General features: G+C 56.2%; 12 protein-coding genes and 2 riboswitches. Of the genes, 1 reads left to right on the forward strand and 11 read right to left on the reverse strand.

Annotated features, from left to right (window positions below):
- Positions 1 to 35: 35 nt before the first annotated feature.
- From CIC07_RS24115 to CIC07_RS24160, 10 genes are all read right to left on the reverse strand, one after another.
- Entirely contained in the window at positions 36 to 1,460 is a 1,425-nt protein-coding gene (locus tag CIC07_RS24115; RefSeq protein WP_076357483.1) for a glycosyltransferase family 2 protein, read from the reverse strand.
- A gap of 30 nt (positions 1,461 to 1,490) precedes the next feature.
- Entirely contained in the window at positions 1,491 to 2,543 is a 1,053-nt protein-coding gene (locus CIC07_RS24120; protein ID WP_076357481.1) for a HEAT repeat domain-containing protein, read from the reverse strand.
- Between the two features lie 37 nt (positions 2,544 to 2,580).
- Entirely contained in the window at positions 2,581 to 5,661 is a 3,081-nt protein-coding gene (locus tag CIC07_RS24125) for a hypothetical protein (protein ID WP_076357479.1), read from the reverse strand.
- Positions 5,658 to 7,865: a family 2 glycosyl transferase gene (locus CIC07_RS24130; protein WP_200801151.1), complete on the reverse strand. Its 2,208-nt coding sequence runs from the start codon at positions 7,863 to 7,865 to the stop codon at positions 5,658 to 5,660. Before CIC07_RS24130 ends, CIC07_RS24125 begins: the two co-directional genes overlap by 4 nt.
- 124 nt (positions 7,866 to 7,989) lie before the next feature.
- Entirely contained in the window at positions 7,990 to 8,883 is an 894-nt protein-coding gene (locus CIC07_RS24135) for a hypothetical protein (RefSeq protein WP_076357477.1), read from the reverse strand.
- Positions 8,884 to 9,009: 126 nt separating this feature from the next.
- Positions 9,010 to 9,095: riboswitch (cyclic di-GMP riboswitch) on the reverse strand.
- Positions 9,096 to 9,214: 119 nt separating this feature from the next.
- Positions 9,215 to 10,519, reverse strand: coding sequence for a nucleobase:cation symporter-2 family protein (locus CIC07_RS24140; RefSeq protein ID WP_076357475.1), 1,305 nt, complete (start codon positions 10,517 to 10,519; stop codon positions 9,215 to 9,217).
- Positions 10,513 to 11,142: a xanthine phosphoribosyltransferase gene (locus CIC07_RS24145; protein WP_076357473.1), complete on the reverse strand. Its 630-nt coding sequence runs from the start codon at positions 11,140 to 11,142 to the stop codon at positions 10,513 to 10,515. Before CIC07_RS24145 ends, CIC07_RS24140 begins: the two co-directional genes overlap by 7 nt.
- Positions 11,143 to 11,296: 154 nt before the next feature.
- A riboswitch (purine riboswitch) is annotated at positions 11,297 to 11,400 on the reverse strand.
- A 62-nt stretch (positions 11,401 to 11,462) separates the two neighbouring features.
- Positions 11,463 to 12,017 carry an MFS transporter gene (locus CIC07_RS24150; protein ID WP_083688166.1) on the reverse strand — a complete coding sequence of 185 codons (555 nt, stop codon included), beginning with the start codon at positions 12,015 to 12,017 and terminating at the stop codon, positions 11,463 to 11,465.
- A gap of 11 nt (positions 12,018 to 12,028) precedes the next feature.
- Positions 12,029 to 13,468: an FAD-binding oxidoreductase gene (locus tag CIC07_RS24155; protein WP_083688164.1), complete on the reverse strand. Its 1,440-nt coding sequence runs from the start codon at positions 13,466 to 13,468 to the stop codon at positions 12,029 to 12,031.
- Positions 13,469 to 14,232: 764 nt separating this feature from the next.
- On the reverse strand, positions 14,233 to 15,252 hold the full coding sequence (locus tag CIC07_RS24160) for an AraC family transcriptional regulator (RefSeq protein WP_076357471.1): 1,020 nt from the start codon (positions 15,250 to 15,252) through the stop codon (positions 14,233 to 14,235).
- Between the two features lie 180 nt (positions 15,253 to 15,432).
- Between CIC07_RS24160 and CIC07_RS24165 the strand changes: the two genes are divergently transcribed.
- A complete protein-coding gene (locus CIC07_RS24165; protein WP_076357469.1) occupies positions 15,433 to 16,014 on the forward strand; it encodes an NAD(P)H-dependent oxidoreductase in 582 nt (193 codons plus the stop codon).
- A gap of 202 nt (positions 16,015 to 16,216) precedes the next feature.
- Here the strand turns inward: CIC07_RS24165 and CIC07_RS24170 are convergent, their stop codons facing one another.
- Entirely contained in the window at positions 16,217 to 16,804 is a 588-nt protein-coding gene (locus CIC07_RS24170; protein ID WP_076357467.1) for a DNA-3-methyladenine glycosylase, read from the reverse strand.
- Positions 16,805 to 17,089 lie beyond the last annotated feature (285 nt).

Consider the following 17,089-nt stretch of genomic DNA (forward strand, 5'->3'; position numbering starts at 1 on the left):
TCTGCATGCAGCAGGAATCGTAGGTCGTAGAGCCGTTACGCCGATGTTTCTTTCTCGCTTCCAGTGAACTTTTCCCTCTTGATCGTTCCCCAGGAATGCCTGGATCGGTTGAATTTCAGCAGGCCTTCAATTCGGTAGAGGATAGTAAGCTGCCGATAGCCCAGGTTCTCTAGCAGAGCGAACAGAACCAGCCGCATGGTGTCCCTGAAGGTCGTGTATTTGCGGAAAGAGATTTGCTCCAGCAGAATGCTGCCCATCGACAAGGTGCTTCCGAGCAGGAATGCGATGATGAAGAAGATGAGGAAGCTGTTGAACTCAAGAAGACCGAACAAATAAGCCAGCGGGATGAAGATATACCCGAGAAACTCCACCACAGGTCCGATAAGCTCGAACAGCCAGTAATAAGGAACGGTGACCATCCCGACCTTGCCGTACTTCGGGTTCAGCAGCATGGATTTATATTGAAGCAAGTTGTCGAACAGCCCGATCTGCCATCTCCTGCGCTGTACCCTCAGGTCCTTTAACGATTCCGGAGCTTGGGTCCAGCAGATCGGATCGGCCAGGAACTTGATCTTGTAGGGTCTTTTCTCATCCAGCATTTTCTTGTGAAGCTTCATGATGATGTCCATATCTTCGCCGATAGTGTTCGTCTTGTAGCCTCCGCATTCGATGACAATGCTTTTGTTGAAGGCGCCGAACGCTCCGGATATGATCAGGATTGAATTCAGCTTGCTCAAGCTTGTACGCCCGGTGAGAAATGCCCGCAAGTATTCCACGATTTGAAATACCGCGATCTTGTTTTTGGGAATCTCCATCTTGACCAGCTTGCCGTCCTTGATGACGGATCCGTTGGCGATGCGGACAATGCCGCCGACGGCAATCGTCTCCGGATTCTCCACGAACAGCATCGTCAGCTTGATCAGAGCATCATTCTCCAGAATGGAGTCGGCATCTATGCTCGCGAATATCGGATAGGTCGAAAGATTGATGCCGGCGTTGAGCGCATCCGCTTTGCCGCCGTTCACCTTGTCGACCAGGATCAGGCGCTCGTACTTGGGATTCCGGTATAATCCCAGAATCTCCTTTGTCTCCAGGCTTTTCTTGACGGGCTGATTGACCTTCACAAGATCGAATTCCCGAATGATTTTCTCGCGGGTGGAATCGGTCGACCCGTCGTTCACAATAATGATCTCGTATTGATAGTAGTTCAGCGCAAGCAGCGATTTGATGTTGTCCACGATCGTGTTTTCTTCGTTGTAGGCCGGCACGAGGATCGAGATCGGAACCATGTTTTTTGAATTCACGTATCGTTTGTAATCCGATGCCTTCATTTTTTTCATGTAGCCGAACAGATCGGCGACCGAGATGAGCATTTGCCCATTGTAGAAAATATTGATCGCAATGGTGTATATGATGCAGAATTCACTGAAGTACAGAATGAACTTCCAGAAATAATACATACCCTACCAACTCTCTCCTGATATCGCCGCCTAGACGGACCTCTCCATGACCCCTATGATCGCTTCCCGTGCGAACTGATCCTCGCTTTCGAGAATGCGCTCGGCATATTCCTTGCCTCCTGGGATGGTGACCAAGGAAGCAGCGGCATTGTGCCTGACCCACCATTCCCGGTCGCCGGCCATCTTTTCCAGAGCCTCGAAGCTTTTGCTCGTGCCCGTTTTATCCAAGCTTTTAGCCGCGGCCGCCCGGACTTCCCATTCCTGGTCTCGGAGCATTTCGATCAGATACACCTCGAAGGCGGGGTCTTTCAATTGTCCCAAGGCTCGAATGCTGGCGATCCTCAGATTTTTGCTGTCGCTGTCCAGATAGCGGATATAATAGCTGCTCAGGCTTTCGAACTCATAATCAGCCGCTGCCTTGATCAGGATTCCCTTGAGGTAATCGTCGCTGAGCTCGATCGTGTTGATGAACAGCTCTTCCTTGGAGCCTTTGAATACGGTCAGGATCTCGACGACGGCACGGAAGGACAAGGAAATTCGTTTGGAATTCTCGACCAGGACATGGGCCAGGCTTTGCGGATTGCCTAGCTTGGCCAGAGCAAGCAGCGCATGATAGATCACGTCGTTGTTGCTGCTGTCCATAAGGGCATGAATGTTCTTTTCAGCCGATCTGATCGCCAAATCCCCCAGATGACGGCATCCCAAAGCTTGGATATAATCCCGCTTGGAGGCGAGCTGGCGAATCAGATAGGTTCTGATTCCCGTGTGCTCGTACAATCGTCCCAGACGCTCCGCATCGGATACGATGAAGTTCTCGCCCTGAGCGATGATGATCCCGATGAGCTGCTCCTTCTTCCGCCGGCTGCGGCCGACAAAATCCGCAATTCGTGCGACTGCCTCCTCCTCCTCCTCCTCATGCGTCGAGCTCTTGAAGGAGGAGAAGAGCGCATTCAGCTTGCGGTTCATATGGGCGAGCCTTTGCGCCATGAAGTGCCCGTACACCCATGTCAGAACAATAGCCAGGAGGAAGACGGAAATCAATCCGCCCGATATCCAGAGTAAATACAACGCTTGCTTCGTCATGTAGAATCTCCTAATGCGGTATGATTTTCATTGGCTTTCAATGGGAAAAGGCTTCTTTGACCGCATCGTAGCTGCCTTTTGCGCGGGAAGCATAGTCCGGCGCATCCCATGCGCTCCATGAGAACGTCCGGTATCCCGATGAAGTGACGCTTTCCGGGAAATGGTAGTCGACATGCCGGGTCTGCTTGTCCATGATGACCAAGGAGCCTACGATGCCGTCGGTCATCCGGACGGACAGGGAATCAGCCGGCAGATCAAGTCCTGTGTTCTTGTCATCGTCCCATACAAGCAGGCTGGAAGGGTCGATGAAGTTGAGCCGTGTCCACGGAATCCGCACATATAGCGTCTTTCCTTCCATATAGAAGCTGCTTCCTCCCGTTGCGAACGTCCCCCGACTCAAGTCGGATTCGTCCGAATAGACGGCCTCTATCTTCCTGCCCCCCTTGGTGACGTACTCGGGGGACTCCATTCTTATCATCTGCTCGAACAGTCCGGTAGAAGAGACCGCCGTATAATACGATCCCCGGCTGGCGTTGTAGCTGGGCATGACCAGAAGTTCGGCCTTGTCCTTGCTGTCCAGCCGGATTTGGAACTCGGCGCCGGACCAGTTCTCGTTGACATCGGGCGCCAGCATGTACTCGCCCTCTTTGCGATCGACGGTGTCGAGATAGATCATCAGCTGTTGCCGACTGAAATCCGGCCATTGGCTGAACTCCGCCTTGATGTGGAAGTAGGACTCGTCCGCCGCGTAGGCGATGGAACTCAGAGGCCCGGAGCCTCGGAGTGTCATGGAATACTCGGCCGGCGCCGGTGGCTCCAAGGCGAGAATGCCGTAATTTTGAGCCGGGTCGACGGTATTGTGCCATAGGTTCCTCCGCTTGGCCGCCGCCGCGGCCAGGGGCTGCCCGCTGCTTTTGCCCCACTCGTCGGCCCATTCATAGAGCAGGCCTCCGGCAGCTCCGCTGTCCCGGATCAAGCGAATGAGAGTCGCCAGCCCTTCGCCTTGCTCGGCTTCTGTCATTTTGCTGCCTGTGGAGAGACCGAATTCACTGATCAGCACCGGATGTCCGCTGCGGGTCGTCAAATGCTTGATATAGGATCCGTATTCTGGATAGGACGGCTTGCCGGCCGAGTCCGCTGCCTGGAATGCGGGCTTGTCCGGAAAGACGTCATATGCGCTGAAGATGCCTCCGGACAATTTGGCAGCAGGCAGCAAGCGGCCGAGGTCAACCGTCGGCATACCGGCGTCGTCCGCCGGTCCGAACCGCTCCTGGTACCCCGCCTCGAGCTCGGGAATGCCTACCGCTCCGACAGCATGCTGCATGCCGTAGGCGGCTTGCTCATAGGCATAGGTTTTATCAAGAAGCGAAGCCAGGCCATTTTCAGTCGGAGTGCCCTTGCCCTCAGTCGTTGCATAATCGCCGGCGAAGGTAAAGGAAGCATTCCCGGCATCCGTTGCCTCCACGTTCTCCGCACTTAATTTCAGATCGATCAAGTATCCCAGCAAATAACCGGATACATCATTGGCATAGAGCTCGCTTCCCTTGCCGTCCGTTTGCTTGATCTCGGCATGTCCATGAATCGCGTCAATCACCGTTTCCGTTTGTCGGGCGAACGCAGCCCGATAATCCGCATCGAGATAATTGCCGCCCCGAGGCTTCTCGTCCAAGGCGATGTTCTGCAAAAGGTAAAGCATTCGGTCAGGATGGTCATGATTGTATATATCCAGCGCGCGATAGAATACGGAAGGCATCAAGGTGTATACTCGGATCGTATTGGCGTTCATGCCTGCGATTTTGGAGAACCAATCCGCGTAGAAGGCAGGAGCGTCCGGCAGCTCGCCCTTGTCGTAGCCCGGAAGGGTGGCTCCGATGTCGACGCCGTTCACATAAAGGCTCTGTCTGCTTCCGTTCTTGTAGACGGAGAACTGCTTCCCATCGAGCCGCGGCCGATACGTCGGCTGATCCTCGACGAGAGTTTCCTCTCTCTCCGCCATGTTGGTGTCCTTCAGTACTTTCGACATGAAAGGCACATAAAAATGCCAATAAAAATAGCTTAGATCTCCTTCGCTCTTGACGCTGAAATAGCGGTAAAGCGTGGACGCGCCGGTGAAGAAGCCCACTTTGGTTGGGCCGCGATAGTCCGTGAAATCTCCGGCGAGATAGAAAGCGTGCTTACCGCCGGCAGAATGAGAAATAATGGCGGGAAACCGGCCGTCGAGGCCAAACGGCTTCAGTTGGCTTTGTCCTTCATCCGTAAGATTCAGCCGGTACCATGCGAGCACCGATGCGTCCTTGACCGGATTCACGATCTCGAACCAGTTGTAGTAATCCACCGTCTGGGTGCCGTAATCGCCTTGATGCTCCTCGTCCATGGACAGCTGCACGGAGCTTCCCGTAAAGCCTGCATCACGCTGCAGGACAACGATTCGGCTGTTGCCGGCGATGACGATGCCTGCTCCGGTCAAGCTCCATTTCTTGCCGTACTGCTGCTCATAGGTGGCTCGGATCCAGTTCGGCACATCGGCGTTCGACGACAGGTCCGAGAAGAACTTTCCTGCCATGCCTGTAAAGGATACGCCGAAAATGGACTCAAGCTCATTGGATACGGACGGCGAGGTCGGATCGCCCGCAATATTGTACTCTCCGATTACGGTCGCGCCCTTGGCGTAGCTTGTAGCAATGAAGCCGACTTCTTCTTTGGTCAGGCCGGAAATTCCGGCTGCCTCGACACCCTCCGCCCTTGAATTCCCAGTCCCGTATGTATCCGAGATGAAGATGGCGTCGGGAGTCCGGTCCAGCTTTTGAAGCGGCTTGTTGACCAGCTTGCCTCCGGACATGAAATTTCCGTAATAGTCCGTGCGGAAGCCGTAAGCCTTTCCGTTTTCCGGCTTCCGGATTTTCAAATGATCCATCAGCCAGAACAAGCCTCGCTGCTTGCTGTAATCAAGCTGCTTGGCGCTGCCGGATGCTTTCGTTTCGACAGGAAAGGTTTTGTTAAGCACGACGATGTCGAGCTCTTTCGAAGGGGAAACGAGCCACAACACGAACGGAGCCCCCAAGGCAAGGAGCAACAGAATCAGGATCAGATAACGTGCTTTGATTTTTTTTAGGTTCATTTTTCCGTCAAACCCTCATTTTCCGGCAATGCCGCGAATCCTTTTTGAAGAATATAGTAGGATGGCTTCAAACGCTCGTGGTAGGTGGGCTGGTCCCACTCTTTCCAAGCATACGGCACCATGGCCACAGGCTGCTTGGAGGCTGCTGGCGATCCGTCGGCAAGCTTCCTTATGCCGATGTTGAACCCCTCTGTCTTGATCGGGGCAATATTGCCGCGGGTGCGCATATCGTCAATGACCATTTTTTTGGAAGGATCCATCACATTCAGCAGCTGCCATGGAATCCGGATCTCCAGATGTCCTTCCGAATAGTAGAAATCGCTCAACGAGTAGTAGTCCCGGCTATTCGGATTCGCATTGCCATAGGTCAACCGCCCCGTCTCGTAGCCCGTGAAAGGAATAACCTTATTTCCGGGAGGAACGACGACCTTCTTGTTCAGAGCGAGCCGGATCGGATTGAACAGGCCCGAATTTTTGCGTCCGGCATGCAGATGATCTTCGATCAGGCTGTTTTGCACCGCATAGCGGAAAAGATAGTTGTCATAATAGGGATCAACCATGAGACGGGAATCGTTTTTGCCATGCAGCTTCAAAACAAAATCGGCTTGCTTGCCGAAATTGATGCCATAAGCCGAATACCGGTCGCTGCCTTGACCCTCGATACTGTCGATGGGAAGAAGCAGCGTATCCTTGTCAAAATCGTAATCGCGGGCATCGATTCTCAAGTATACGTACGCTTCATCGCTTTTCACATACAGCTTGGTGTCTGCGTCTTCATAAAGAGGGGCGTCTCCGGCCCAGTCCTCGACCTGTCCGTCCACGGAACGAATCGTCTCGTCATTCCCGGGATCAAAAGCTAGCAGGCCAAAATGCTGCTCGTTCGTCTGGGGATTCGACCAGTAGGGCCGGGAATCCGGCAGATCGAGGTCGTTGTTGTTCCAGGTCCGCTTGAACCATTCGTCCTGCCATGCAAAGACCAGGCCTCCGGCAAGATTGGCCGCATGGATGTCGTTGATCATATGAACAAGCATGTCTCCCTGCGTCTTCTCGTCGATCATTCCCTGATTGAAGCCCGTAACCCTGTTTTCATGAGCTTTTCCTCTAGAGGCAGGAATGCCGAATTCGGACACCACGATGGGCATCGTATGAATTTTCCTGATATCCTCCAGATAGGCAAGATAGGGATCCGGCTTTCCGTCGAGGCCTTTGTAAGCGATGTAGTCGATCTGGAAGCTGAAGGTGTCCGGGTAATACGGATAAACGTGATAAGAAGCGAACATGCCGGGCTTGAAGCTTTCATGCCCTTTGACATGCTCCACGTTCACAGACACGAGATCTTCATTCTTATAAGGTTCGTTGGGGTGTTTGAGCGGATCGGTCGTGACCCAGTTGGAAAAGGCGAGGGCTCTCTGCATCTTGTACTTCTCGGTTTCATAGCTAATGATCTTGTCTCCCATTTCAGCCAGGAAAGCCTCGAAAGGGGAAGCTTGTTCGGTGTATAGGTACTTGCCGTTGTATTCGCTGCGGGCGGGATTGTTTTCATTGGTTCCGACAACAAAGGACGGCTCCCATTCGATTCCGAGAATCCAGCCGATGACATAACGCGAGACATTCGAGGTGTAGGTGCCGTCCGCATGCCCTTTGTTGACGGGCAGGTATCGGTCTCCATGGATGATGTCTACGATGTCCTTGCCGCTTTGGACGACATCATTCAGAATCTTGTCCTTTTCGCCGAACGCATCCTCAATCGTCAAGACATCATTTTCGTTCACCCATACTCCATGAATCACATAGATCGGCTGCTTGCCGTCCTTTTCCCGCTGTTCATTGAAATCGAGCAAGGCATTGTAAAACTGCGGGCGCTGGATGGTGTAGACCCGGATGGTGTTGGCGTTCATTTCAGCTATGTATTTGAACCATCGAAAGTACTCCTCATAAGTGATGGCGACCTCTCCGGGAAAAGCCCCTGGTTTTCCGGCGCCCAGGTTGACGCCTTTGATGAACATCCTGCTCCATTTCTGTCCGTCATGGACGTAAAACGAAGCTGCATCCGTCTTGCTGACAAAACTTAAACCGCCCTCCTGGCGGAAAGCGGTTTCAGGGTTTTTATCTTTCGGAGAGAGAGGATATTGATAAACGATTGCGGCTCCTAAAACGACAAAAATCGCCAAAATTCCGGTGAATATCTTCATTTTTCCAGTCATGTCATAACCTCCTTTGCCATTCTATAGGCATTTTCGCCCATATGTCAACGCAATTCCCAGTAAATTGATCCTATATAAAAAGCGGGCTTCCGGATGAATTCCGGAAGCCCGCTTAGAGGGAAGTCTATGTCATTTTCATCCAGCTGTCGTAGTGATGGATGGAAATTCCTTCAAATGCAGGATTGGATTTGTAGCGTTGATACACTTGGTCAAGCTGCTCATACATGTATTCCTTGTTCTTTGCGTAAAAGGTCACGAAGCTGTAATCCGGAGTCAGCTTCCCGGTCTCGACGGCAACGGAGCCTTTGACCTGATATTTCTCGAACAGCTTCATTTGCGCTGCCGATACCGACAGGATGCTCTCATCCCCGGCAGCCTTGTCGCGGTACGCCATGATCGTGATGAATTTGACTTGCTTGCAGAGCCACTCCGCAAGGAACCCGGCTCCATGCTTATTGTCATACTTGACGCCATGGAACCAAAAGGGAATATCGATTCCGAGCTCCAGCTGATTCTGATCAGCCCATTCCTGAAACGAACGCATCATGGTCTGATAGTTCTCGATGTACCGATTGGCGTTCTGCTCGTACCCTTTCAATTCATAAGGCTCGACATCGAGATGAATTCCGCTGAACCTCTCCTTGTCCGACGCCGACTGCTGATAGCCTTGCAGCCAGGTCAGAAATGCCTGCTGAAGGGCGGAACCTCCGGCCTCGACCCAATCGGGAGCGCCGTCTAGAGCATGAACGCGAATCCCCCGCTGGGAGGCTTTTCGGATAAAATCCTTATAATAACTGGGCTCAATGGCGGGGTCGATTTGCAGGTGCAACAGGCTCACCCGATTGGCAGCCAAGTCCTGGATGATGACATCCGTCTGAGAGACAATTTTGGAAGTATCCCACAGCCAGGTGGACAGAATCGGAGCTTTCGTAAAAGCATGGCTGGCTTTGGCATCGGCGACTCCGGAACAAGCGAGAAGGAGCAAGGAAAGAACACAGATCAACGAAGTCAGTTTCATTACGGCATCCCCTCGCCCGCAAAGGCTTCAGCGACCCGGAAATAAAAAAACAGTCCGGGAAAACCCGAACTGTGCAGGTTGCACACGAGAAATAAGAAAATGGTAGCCTTCTTAGTTCATTCTTCGTTCGGCAACTGGCTGCCGTAGGCTCTCACCCTTAGGCCCTCTAGTTTTGCGTCCCTGCCTTTCCGACAGGTTTGCCATTATCGTGAAGCACATCATCAGTAATAATGAAATCATAAGCCATGAAGCGCCAAAAGTCCAAGATATTTAGGAGGAATTGCAACTTATCCATATTCGCCCTTCCGGACGACCTGGGGGCTAAAGCTCTCTATGAAGCTTCCTGGGCTTCCTGGTAAGCGGCCGGAGCCGCGTCGCGCTGGCGCCTCGTCATCATGATGTTGAGAATGATCGCGGTGAGCGATCCCGTGACGATGCCGCTCTGCAGCAGCATCGAAGCCTCCGACGGCAGCTGGCCGAACATCGCCGGAACGGTGGCGGACCCGAGACCTACCGCCAGGCTGCAAGCGACAATCATCAGGTTGCCTTCCTTGCGCAGGTCGACCTCGGACAGAATGCCCATGCCGGAAGCCGCGACGGAGCCGAACATGACGATCATGGCGCCGCCCAGAACGGCGCTGGGCACGACGGTCGTCAGCGCCGCGAGCTTCGGCAGCAGGCCGAGCAGCACCATGATGGCGCCGGCAGCGACGATGACGCTGCGCTTCTTGACCTTCGTCAGCGCAATAAGCCCGACATTCTGGGAGAAGGCCGTATACGGGAAGGCGTTGAAGATGCCTCCCAGCATGATCGCGGCGCCCTCCGAGCGCAGGCCGTTCACGATCTGCTTCTCGTCGACCTGCTGGTCGGTCGTCTTGCCGACGGCCAAGTATACGCCTGTCGATTCCACCATGCTGACGATATTGACGAGAATCATCGTCACGACGGCAACGAGGCTCACATGCGGAGCGCCGAAGTAGAACGGCTGCGCGATGCTGAGCCAGGAGGCATCCCAGACGCCGGAGAAGCTGACCAGGCCCATCGCATACGCGGCTGCAGTGCCGGCGGCAAGGCCCACAAGCACCGCGATGGCACGCATGAAGCCCTTGGCGAAGCGGCTCACGACCAGAATGACGACGAGGGTGAGCAGCGCCAGCAGCAGGTTGCGCGGGGCGCCGAAGTCGGGCGCGCCCTGACCGCCTGCGGCGTTGTTCATCGCGACAGGAATGAGCGACAGGCCGATGATCGTGACGACCGATCCGGTGACGACCGTCGGGAAGAAGCGCAGCAGCTTGCCGTACAGCGGCGCGGCGAGAAGAACGAACAAGCCGGACAGGATGATGGCTCCGTATACGGTCGCAAGGCCGTATTCCTTGCCGATGACGATCATCGGCCCGACCGCCGTGAACGTGCAACCGAGCACGACCGGGAGGCCGCTGCCGAAGAACCTCGTCTTCATGACCTGCAGAAGAGTGGCCAGGCCGCAGGTGAACAGGTCGGCGGCGATCAGATACGCGATCTGGGTCGGCGTGAGCCCGAGCTCCCCTCCGACGACCAGGGGAACGACGACGGCGCCGGCATACATGGCGAGCACATGCTGAAGGCCGAGCGTGACGGTTTTGCGGCGGCTCAGCATCCGGCCCCGTCCGTTCCGGCGGCGCCGGCAGCAGCAGGCTCGGCTTCAAGCTCGCTGACATACGTCACTCGTCCAGGCGCCATCGACGCGATTCGAGCCAGGGAATGAACCTCCACTCCGAGCTCCTCCAGCAGGCCGCGGCCTTCCTGGAAGCTCTTCTCGACGACGCAGCCCACGCCGCACAACCGGGCGCCCGACTGCTTGACGATATCGACGAGGCCGACAAGCGCCGCTCCGGTAGCGAGGAAATCGTCCACGATCAGGACGCGCTCCTCCGGTCCGAGATAGTTCTGGGAGATGCTGACCTGATACGTCTCCTGGCGTGTGAAGGAGTGGACCTGAGCCGTGTACAGGTTCTCGGTAAGCGTCACCGCTTTTTTCTTCTTGGCGTAAACGAAAGGCACTCCCAGCGCGATGCCCGCCGCCATCGCGAACTGGATGCCGCTCGCCTCGATCGTCAGCACCTTCGTGATTCCCCGGTCCGCAAAGATCCGCGCGAACTCGCGTCCAATCTCCAGCGCCAGCTCCGTATCGACCTGATGGTTCAGGAACGAGTCCACCTTAAGCACTTTGTCCGAGAGGATTTGACCTTCTCGGCGAATGCGTTCTTCCAGCTGTTTCATCGTTGTTCAGCGCCCCTTTTCCTGTTATCCGGCCTCTTGAAAAAAACAAAAAACAGACCCCACTGAGCTGGTACCCTCAAGTGAGATCTGCCTGATAAGACAAGTCATTGATACGCCTGGCTTGTCCGGCGCCAAGCTGCGCGCAGACGGAACCAAAAAAGGCGTTCTCACTCATAGTCGGACGATTGCATTGGTCATCCGGTAGAAACTTATGGGCCATATCCCCATGATTATACGAGTTATGAAATTGCGTTCGTTGTTATTTTGTTATCCTACACGGTTACGCGAATGCTGGCAAGAGTAAAATCTGACAAGATCCGTCATGTCTCCATTCCGGGCGTGCCCGGCTTCTCCTGCACCCGCAGGAGCACCAGACCGCTGGCGAACAATAAGACGGAGCCGAAGTAGAAAATGAGATCCAGCGTAAAATAGTCGACGAGGAATCCCCCGGCGATGACCGCCAGGCCCGAGAACAGCGACAAGCCCATATGGTAGCGTCCGATCTGCTCCCCGCGCCGTCCTTCCTCCGTCAGATCCGCGAGCAAGGCTTTTTCGCAGGTCCGCTGCATCGCTCCGAACACCCCCATCGCCACCTGCAGCGCATAGACCTGCCACATGCTGGTGACGAGCGGGAACAGCAGGAAGAGAGCCGCCATTCCCCAGGAGCCGAGCAGGAGGAAAGGCTTGCGGCCGAACCGGTCGGATGAGCGGCCGAAGTAGCCGTTCAGATAGGCGGAGCAGATCGTAAACAAGCCGTAGGCGATGCCGTACTGGGTAAAATCGCCGCCTATTTCCTTGATGCTGATCAGATAAAAGGGAAATACGATGCCCGAGCCGAGCGTCATGACGTTCTGGGAAAGCATCACATACCTCATCGCGACGGCTCTCATCGCAAATAGTCCGCGTACCATTCGTTCACGAACAAGGACTCCTTATCGTAATCGAGCTTTGCTGCCTTGAATTCGTCCGCTGCCGGATATGCCGCGCGGAACTGCTCCTTCGAGGCGAAGGGCTGATAGGTCAAGTAATAGGTGCCTCCGACTTGCTCGGCAAGCCCGATCATTTTCTGCGTCACGCTCTTCAGCCGCTCCAGCCTTGCCGGGGAACGCTTCTCGTTGATGAGCAGCACCACCGCCGCGCTGTCCTGCCGGGAATAGGCCAGCAGCGATTCTTCGCTGCGGGGCATGTAGCGGACCGTTATATTGACGAGGTTGATCGGCTCCTCGCGCAGAAGCGTCCGCAGCCCGTCGACGAATGCCGGATACTGATCCAGCGGGACGAAATACTCCTGCAGCAAGTCGCTCTTCTGCGCATCCCGGTATTCCAGAAACCCGCTCTCCGGACGCATGGCATTGTTGCGGGTGATCGACTTGCCTTCAGTGGAGCGGAACAGCCGCTCCTGCAGGCTCCAGCTCATATTCTTGCCCCAGCCGTACTTGCGCTGGAGGCCGAACACGAAGCGGGTCAGCTCCACAGCCCGTTCTCCCTTCAGCCCTGTATCGGCTTCCGCCAGCGGAATGGAGCTGTCCATGTATTCGGTCATGTACATGTCGCGGAGGAAGCCGGATGGAGCGGTGGAAATCCGGGCGATGACCAGGCCTGTACGACCGGACTCGACCGATGCCCGCAGAGCATCCGGAAACTTCTTGTAGTCCAGCAGCGACATATGCTGCGTGTAGACTTCATCGTCCGTCAGCAGGAGCGTCGCATCGAGGATGACGCCGAGCAGGCCGTAACCGCCTATGGCAGCCCGGAACAGATCGGCGTTCTCGCGGCGACTGGCGGTCAGGATCTTGCCTTCCTCCGTCATCAGCCGAAAAGATTCCACCGTTTCGATCAAGGAGCCTTCGGAGGGATCTCTTCCATGGATATTCGTACCCAGCGACCCGCCTACGGTGAAGATGTTCTGGGACTGCATCACGCGGATGGATAGATGCTGGGGATTGATGGCTTCCTGGATCTGCTCCCATGTCGCTCCGCTCTGGACGGTAATCTTCTTCGCCTCCGCATCGAGGTCGAGAATGCGATCATACCGTCTCATGTCCAGCACGACCGCCCCTTCATAGAAGGTTTGGCCGCCCATGCTGTGGCGCGTCCCGGCGACACTCACCTTCCGCCCTTCACGGCGCGCGTCGCGGATAGCGGCAGCGACGTCCTCCGTCGTCCGGACCGCGACGGTCTTGTCGACCTTGGCGCTCACGATGCGGCCGACATCGGTCGCTTCCTCGCCTCGGGGCATGGCCGAGCGGAGCGTCAGGGAAAGAGCGAATGCCCCGGCGTATAGGATGACCGCGGCGGCTGCGAACAAGCGGGTTCTGGAGGTCATGCTTGGGACTCCTTCCGAGTTCCGGCGGTCATGCTTGCAGTCTCCTGCGGTGGCGTGGTAGCTCTGCAGGCGAGGCCGAGGGCTGTTGTCTCGCTGGGAAGTAGCTGCTTGCCGGGCGAAGATGCTCCAAGTGCCGATCCCCGATGGATGGCAGCCCGATCCTGGGACCGGGAGGCCGGTCTTCAACACCTATCGGACATACGATCCGTTATTTTAGCCAAAATCCCATTATCGGTTGTCTATCGGACATACGATCCGCTATTTGTGAACAAATCCCCTCATATCGATAGCTTGAAAGCAAATAAGGGATCCTATGTCCGATAATCGCATGATTCGCCTTCAACTCCGCAAATAACGGATCCTATGTCCGATAAGCAGCCCGTCAAACTAATCCAAATCATTTCGTCTTTAGATCCGCTCCAGCCTCATGCAATTCGCACATTCGATGCACGGACGCGATAATGCTGCCTTTAAACAGTCGAATTCAACAGCTCCTCCTGAACCGCCCCTTGTCTCCCCCATATCTACTTGTCGTCATTGAAGTCGGACTCTGGGCGACGGTGCCCGGAGGCCCGCAAGGAAATTGGACTTTACGAAACGTACCGGGAGAGGCCCGCAAGGAAGTTGGACTTTACGAAACGTACCGGGAGAGGCCCGCAAGGAAGTTGGACTTTGGCAAACCGTTTCTGCGGAGTTCAAGGCCTTGACGCATCACGTCCTTCGACCGCCTTCCGACCACCAAGCAGCCTGCAGCTGGAGAGACTTCAATTCGCTACGGAGCTGCCCTGCCTGGCATGCCGGTATTGGCCGGGAGTCATTCCCGTCCATTTCTTGAATGCGCTGTGAAAGGCGCTCGGCTCGGAAAAATGGAGCAGATAAGCCACTTCGGCGATGCTGTGCTCTTCCCGGGCCAAATAACGGACTGCCAGCTCCTTGCGCAGCTCCCCGGCGATCCGGTTGTAGCTGGTTCCCTCTTCCTTCAGCTTGGCCTGGAGGCTGCGCGTGCTCATGCCCAGCTCTCTGGCGGTATCCGAAAGAGAAGGCAGCGCGGCGCCGGTACGGTTCAGCAGATGCCGCGAGACGCGTGCGGCGACCTTGCGTCCGTCCTGCATATCATCCAGAACCCGTTCCGCCACAGACTGGAAGGCCAGACGAAGCTTCTCATCCGCCACCAGCACCGGCAAATCGAGCACCTCCAGCGGATATTCGATCTCATCCCTTTCCGCTCCGAAACGGGGAATCACGCCGAAGACCTCCCTATAAGCCTCCGCCGGCGCTGCCGGCTGATGCCTCATGGAGACGGTGGCCGGCAGAAGCGGCCGCCCGGCCAACCTGGACAAGGCGCGGCAGATGGAAGAGAGCATATCCTCCTTGCAGTGGCGGGATTCCGGGATCGACGGATCCCAAATATGGAATCCGATTACGGCCATATTCCCTCTCGTCTTCTCTTCCAGCTCATACCCGCTGCAAATCATCGCATGGTAACGGCCGAGGGCGGCCAGCGCCTCCCGAATCGTGCCGCAATGCTGCATGACGTATCCGGCGATGCCCAGATCCGCGAATTCCATCCCGCTTCCCAGATGAAGCCCGAACAGCTCATCGCTTGTGAACCGGCTAGCCGCCTCCATCAGCCGAACCATTTCCCCGTGCGGGATACGGGCATCTCCCTGAAGGAGAACGCGGGAATCCAGTCCTGCTTCGCGGCAGAACCTCGCTGTATCGTACCCGCGACCGGCCATGCCCCGCATGGAAGCCGCCAGCAGCGTAACCGTCATTCCCTCCATCGTGCGCCTCCCCTCCCTTTGCGCGAATGATCATCAACGATGCGCTTCGCGTCACTGGAAACCATTTGTGGATAGTTTACCATGAATGCATGGAGGAGCGGCATAAAAGCCGCTGCTGTAACACGGGCTGCGGAAACATTCGGCTGACTGCCCATGAAAATGCAAAAGGAGAGGTTTCTTATGAAGAAAAAAATAACGGTTGTCATCGGCCATCCTGATGAGGAGAGCTTTTGCCACGCACTGGCTGGCGCTTACATCCGGGGAGCGGAAGCGGCCGGAGCCGAGGTTCAAGTGCTGGACCTGGCATCGATGGCGTTCGATCCCAATCTGCGGCATGGCTACCGCAAGCGGATGGAGCTGGAACCGGATCTTCTGCAAGCGAGGGAGCTGATGAAGAGCGCGGATCATCTGGTCTGGGTCTATCCCGTCTGGTGGGCTACGATCCCGGCCGTGCTCAAAGGCTTTTTGGATCGAACCCTGCTGCCCGGATACGCCTATCAATTCAAGGAGGGCTCCTCCGGTTGGGAGAAGCTGCTCAAAGGCCGCACGGGCCGCATGATAGTTACGATGGACTCCCCCACCTGGTATTACCAGACCATACTAAGGGATGCCGGTATTCATGCCATGAAAAAAGGAACCCTTGAATTCTGCGGCATATCCCCCGTGCGCACCACTCGTATTGGCGGCATGAAGGACTCCTCGCCGGAGCGCCTGGCCGCTTGGCTGGAACGCATCGAGAAGCTCGGACAGAATATGGACTGACAAACTCCAGGGCGTTCTGTCTGCTGTCTCTCGCTGAACGGAAGCAGCGCCATCATCCCGCCAGCATGGCCGCCTCTGTGTGCCCGGGCGGCCGGGGCTTGCGGCGAGAGCAGCCCGGGGGCTCCCAATCCCTCGCATTCAAATATTACAGGCTTATACCGCAAGCGCGCATGCTCGGAGAGACAATACAACTATACTTGCCTCACCGGCTGATGAACGGGTTGCCGCTCTCCCAGAACCGCCACGGGTAGTCGCGGGCTTCTCCGCTGTTGTCGATGCCGATCCGTGGACCGGCCGCGACAATGCCCCTCTCCCTTCCCTCCGCGATGTACAAGGGCGGCTCGAACATCGGATGGCCGTAATCCGCCATTGTAATGCCGAGCGCCTTGGTCAGCTTGCCGGGCCCGCTCGTCAGGTCGCGCAGCTTCTTGCCCGCGCCGCGCCGCTCCTGCATGAGCTCCAGCCCCGCGCAGGGCTCCAAGGCCCGGATCAGCACGCCCTCCGGGCTGCCAAGCTCCGCGCTGACGATGTTGAGCAGGCAGTGCGTATGCATCACATGCGCATAGGCATGTCCGGATTCGCCGAACATGACCTCCGTCCGCTTGGTCCTGCGTCCGCCGTAGCTGTGCGCCGCGCGGTCGTCCGGACCGCGGTATGCCTCCGTCTCCACGATCCAGCCTGACGCCGTGCCCTCCGGCGTTACCTTGACCAGCAGCATTCCAATCAATGCCTGCGCCAGCTCCAGCGTCGGCTGGCTGAAAAACTCCTTGCTTACCGGTTGTCCGATCATGGTCCGCACCTCCTTCTCTATCGCTTGATTATACCATCCATGGCCGTCTCCCCGGCTGTAGGCAGCCAATCTTCTTCCCATGGTCTCAGCTTCCCGGCTGCGCCGCTTCCAGTCGGCTCTCATCATTCCTTACGCCCGATCCCGCTCGGCTCATCGGCTGCGCCGCCTCCCGTCGGCTCTCATCGTCCCTTACGCCAATTCTGTTCGCTCCTCGGCTGCGCCGCTTCCCGTCGGCTCCAGCCGTTGCCCGCAATCCCTCTGTTTCCTTTGCTCGCTCATTCCGAT

The organism is Paenibacillus sp. RUD330 (assembly GCF_002243345.2).
Classification (GTDB): domain Bacteria; phylum Bacillota; class Bacilli; order Paenibacillales; family Paenibacillaceae; genus Paenibacillus_O.

Excerpts from the sequence above, each read along its gene's own strand:
- CIC07_RS24115 (WP_076357483.1), bottom strand. The coding sequence starts at position 1,460 with ATGTATTATTTCTGGAAGTTCATTCTGTACTTCAGTGAATTCTGCATC.
- CIC07_RS24120 (WP_076357481.1), bottom strand. The coding sequence starts at position 2,543 with ATGACGAAGCAAGCGTTGTATTTACTCTGGATATCGGGCGGATTGATT.
- CIC07_RS24125 (WP_076357479.1), bottom strand. The coding sequence starts at position 5,661 with ATGAACCTAAAAAAAATCAAAGCACGTTATCTGATCCTGATTCTGTTG.
- CIC07_RS24130 (WP_200801151.1), bottom strand. The coding sequence starts at position 7,865 with ATGACTGGAAAAATGAAGATATTCACCGGAATTTTGGCGATTTTTGTC.
- CIC07_RS24135 (WP_076357477.1), bottom strand. The coding sequence starts at position 8,883 with ATGAAACTGACTTCGTTGATCTGTGTTCTTTCCTTGCTCCTTCTCGCT.
- CIC07_RS24140 (WP_076357475.1), bottom strand. The coding sequence starts at position 10,519 with ATGCTGAGCCGCCGCAAAACCGTCACGCTCGGCCTTCAGCATGTGCTC.
- CIC07_RS24145 (WP_076357473.1), bottom strand. The coding sequence starts at position 11,142 with ATGAAACAGCTGGAAGAACGCATTCGCCGAGAAGGTCAAATCCTCTCG.
- CIC07_RS24150 (WP_083688166.1), bottom strand. The coding sequence starts at position 12,017 with ATGAGGTATGTGATGCTTTCCCAGAACGTCATGACGCTCGGCTCGGGC.
- CIC07_RS24155 (WP_083688164.1), bottom strand. The coding sequence starts at position 13,468 with ATGACCTCCAGAACCCGCTTGTTCGCAGCCGCCGCGGTCATCCTATAC.
- CIC07_RS24160 (WP_076357471.1), bottom strand. The coding sequence starts at position 15,252 with ATGGAGGGAATGACGGTTACGCTGCTGGCGGCTTCCATGCGGGGCATG.
- CIC07_RS24165 (WP_076357469.1), top strand. The coding sequence starts at position 15,433 with ATGAAGAAAAAAATAACGGTTGTCATCGGCCATCCTGATGAGGAGAGC.
- CIC07_RS24170 (WP_076357467.1), bottom strand. The coding sequence starts at position 16,804 with ATGATCGGACAACCGGTAAGCAAGGAGTTTTTCAGCCAGCCGACGCTG.